At 65.8% G+C, this 3887-nt stretch carries 2 protein-coding genes and 1 pseudogene; 2 read left to right on the top strand and 1 reads right to left on the bottom strand.

Annotated elements, in window-relative coordinates; all coding sequences use genetic code 11:
- Window positions 1-631: 631 nt before the first annotated feature.
- Window positions 632-1366 carry a hypothetical protein gene (locus tag AB0N17_RS45495; RefSeq protein ID WP_366017564.1) on the bottom strand — a complete coding sequence of 245 codons (735 nt, stop codon included), beginning with the start codon at window positions 1364-1366 and terminating at the stop codon, window positions 632-634.
- Window positions 1367-1856: 490 nt separating this feature from the next.
- Between AB0N17_RS45495 and AB0N17_RS45500 the strand changes: the two are divergent.
- Both AB0N17_RS45500 and AB0N17_RS45505 read left to right on the top strand, forming a co-directional pair.
- Window positions 1857-2640: pseudogene (locus tag AB0N17_RS45500) on the top strand (transposase); the annotation flags it as partial.
- Window positions 2641-3384: 744 nt separating this feature from the next.
- Window positions 3385-3887, top strand: a 503-nt coding sequence (locus AB0N17_RS45505; protein WP_366017565.1) for a globin domain-containing protein, incomplete at its 3' end; no start/stop codon positions are given.

Below are 3887 nucleotides of genomic sequence, written 5' to 3' on the forward strand. Positions count from 1 at the left end.
CTCAAGTAGAAATTTCCCCCGGGCTCCCCTCGGGCTCAGTGATTTCCTCACCTACAGACAGAAAGTCCAAAAAGGCGACGAGTATACCTGAAGCACCTACGCAGGCTGCTTCCGAAAAGCCGAGCTCAGGATCTGAGACGCCTCGTCCGGCACCGTCGAGCACCCCATCCGATCTTGTCCAGACGGTGAGCATTAGCGAGTTCTTTATCTCTTCGCAACAGACTGTTACGTCCGTCGCGGCCATCACGAGTAAAGACACCGACCCATTCACGGTCACTATTTCTTATTATGATGCATCGTCTGGGGGGAGTATTTCATCGCCAGGGCGGCAGGATGGTGGCTCCTGGACGGTCACCCTGTCAGGGAGTCGCAGCTACACCCTGACGTCACGCCACACGTTCCCCGACTCGGTATGTTCCTTTGGGGTCCGAGCCGTTTCAAATCCGGCACCGTTGCAGGACAGTGGTTACAGTCAGTTGCACTGCTGATGCTGTGCCCTGGGGGGAAGTATCACGGCAGGATTCTGTGGCGGCGGCCTCCCATCATCGGGTGATGGGATCAGGATGCGGCCCGGTCGAGGTTCTGCGCTTGCGCTGCCGGGGCGGCAGTTCAGGCTCGCCTCCTGGCTGCCTCAGCCCCGTGTGCCGCCCCGCTTCCGACGCATTGCCACGACGATAGCCGCGCCGCCCGCCAGCAGGACCGCAGCGCTGCCGGCGAGCAGGCCCGAGTCGACGGCGCCGGTGTTGGCCAGGTCGGCGATACCACCGGTTGGGGCGAGGTTTTCGCTGCCGCCCTTCGGCATGGGGACGGCGTCGGGATCCGAGGGAGCCGACGTGAGCGTGGCGCCTTCCTGGGCGGCGACGGAAGGTTGGGAGGAGGCGCTGGACGTCGGGGACGGCGAGGGCTTCTTGGACGTGCAGTCCTTAGTGCCGCCGTTCCAGGCCGCGATCAGAATGTCGTCCTTGATGGCCCGGACATCCGGGCCTTTGGGCAGGGGCCCGTGCTCGTGGCCGTCGTGGGAGTGCAGCTTGCCGTCGAACTTGACCTGGCCGGTGTAGAGGTCGATTTGTTCGAAGCAGCCCGTGCGTGGCACTGCGATGTCGAGGGAGCCGCTCTTGCCCGGCCGGAGCGCCACCGTGTCGAAGCCGACGAGGACCTGCTTGCCGGAGGCGGCGAAGGTGGCGCCATGAGTGAGGTACGAGGCGAGGGACACAATGCAGCCGATGCCTCCGCCGCGGGCTCGGAGCTGGATATGGACCTTGCCGTCGTCGGTGGGCTTGAGATTCGCGCCGTTCAGCTTCACCGAGTCGTAGAAGTTGACGCCATCCAGCGAGAACTGGCAGAGGGCCGGGAGGTCGTCGCCCACAGGTGTCGGCTGAGGGGTGGCGGCATAGGACGGAATCGTACCGGACATCAGGTAGGCGGCTAGTGACGCCGCTAGCAGGCTGGGTATCCGTCGGCGCAGGCATCCTGCCATAGATATTCCTCGCATGTGGCCGTGCGACAGACCCAGCGGTGTTGCTCCGGGACTGACGGTTCATGAGGAGCGCGGCCCTGTCGTCTGAGCAGCATGGGGGTGGGCTGCACAGTTTGGTAGGCGCCGGTGTGCCTTTAAGAGGCTGGAATTTTTACGGTGGCGTCATGGATGAAGGCGGCGTCCGTTGCGACGAAGGCGCGGTTGCCCACCTGTGGTGGACGACGTAGCGGCCGAGGGCCCTCGGCGCCGCAGACTCCTACTCGCGGCCTGTCCAGTTGAGACATTGCTTCGGTGAGCGCAGGCAACGCGTGGGAAGGCGAGTGTCGGACGGGGACCTAGGGTTCGGCCGGTACGGCGCTGTTGTTTCACTGCGCCCTCGCTGACTGAGGCCGGGCGTGTGAGGCCGTGGCTTGCGGGGTGGGCCAGCGTTCCGCAGCAGGAGGTCAGATGCGGCTTCGGTAAGTCCCGGGCGAAGGCGGTCAGGGACATCAAGGCCCGGTTGCCGGTGCGGCAGCGGGGCGGGATGTCCCGCTGGAAGAAGAAGCGTGACGCGTTGCCGGGCCTGGACTGCAGCCAGGGCGGCTTCCGGCTGAAGGGCGGCCGTCTGCACCTCGCCGGCGGCGTCGTGGCGGGGCCGGTGTGGTCGCGTGAACTGCCCAGGCTGCCGTCCTCGGTGCGTGTGTACCGTGATGGCGGTCGGGCGCTGGCGGGCCTCGTTCGTCGTCGGCCGCGGTGACTGAAGAACTCCCGCCGGCCGGCCGCGTGATCGGCATCGACGGGGGCAGCAAGGAGACCGCCCGCCACCAGCGACGGCCACGGCCTTGCCCACGCCCGGCACGGCGGGACCGCAGCAGCGCAGAAGCTGGCCCGATACCAGCGGATGATGGCCGGGCGCCGCCCGGCGAAGGGGCAGCACGCTCCGAAGGGCTACCGCGAGGCAGAGCGCCAGGCCGCCAAGCTGCACCGCAAGACCGCCAGCCAGCGGCAGGACACCGCCCGCAAGTGGGCCAAGAAGGTCGTACGCGCCCTGGCCGTGGAGGACTTCCGGCCGAAGTTCCTCGCGAAGACCCACGTACACGTGCACCGCGTGCGGAGCCGTCTCCCCCCGAGACAACAACTCCGCCCATGTGATGCTCGTCCGGGCTGGTCTTGTACCCGGCTAGCGCTGATCGTGTGAGACCTGCACCCCGCCGTGGGGCAGGCGTCGGGAGCTAGGAGTCACTCTCGTTTACGAGGGGAGGAGTCAAGAAGGTCAGGTGAGACTGGCCCACCGGAGACGTCGAACTCGCCGCCTGCCCCGGGTTATGCGATTTCGGAGCGCATTCTGGTCAGCACAGTGCAGACGAACTGTTCCGGTACTGCCGACCGAAGGCCATGGCGCAACCTCGAATGGGAGGTGCGTGGAGACGCACCACTGCTGTGGCCCCACCGGGCGACTTGGGTGATCGGATGCCTACCGTGTGAGAACAGGATCGTGTGCCACATATCACACTCTAGTTTTACCTGTCCCTTCAGGCTTGCCCGAAGGCCACTGTGGAATCGAAGACACAGCCCGGACCGAGCGGTTGGAAGCCCGCTCGGTCCGGGGCGGGGGCGTGCGGGTCGACCCGATATTCGAGGCGAGGCACATGATGGACGCTCCGAGTATGAAACCCGCCGATTTCGCTCTTCCGGGTGCCGGAGCAGGCAGGAATGCGAGCGCCGACGGGGCGGAGCGGCCTGGGTGGTCCAGTGCAGGAACGTGGGCGGCAGGCCAGTGGACAGCAGCTGCGGAAAGCGCTGCCTACGGCAATCCCGGCCCTTTTGGAAGCCGGGTTCAGCCACATCAGTGGGCAGCGTCCTCCGATATCCCTGCCGCAACGCCATCGTTTCGCACGCAGTCAACGCCGCCTCAGCCAGCAGCAGTCATGTCATTGGGGCGGGCGCATGATGCCCTGCTGATTCGCCGCACGCTGGACGTAATTTCCCCTGTCGCCGACAAAGTGATCTTGCATTTCTACTCCCTTCTCTTTATCCGGGCGCCAGAATTGCGCCCCTTGTTTCCCGTAGCGATGGATGCTCAGCGGGATCAATTGCTCAACGGACTGCTCACCGCTGTCCGGTATTTGGGGAATCCCGACGTTCTCGTCGGTTATCTACAGAACCTCGGCCGCAGCCACCGCAAGTACGGCACCCGAGCCGAGCACTTCCCGGTCGTCGGGGAGTGCCTTCTCCTTGCGCTGAGGAAATATGCTGCCGCCGTCTGGGAGCAGGAGACGGAGGCCGCCTGGCGCCGGGCATACACGACGATCTCGCAGGTCATGATCGATGCGGCGGCGGCCGACGCGCTGCACGCGCCGGCCTGGTGGTACGGCGAGATCGTCGCGCACGAACTCAGAACCCGGGACGTCGCTGTCCTCACCGTCCGTCC

Source organism: Streptomyces sp. NPDC051133 (assembly GCF_040682635.1).
Lineage (GTDB): Bacteria > Actinomycetota > Actinomycetes > Streptomycetales > Streptomycetaceae > Streptomyces.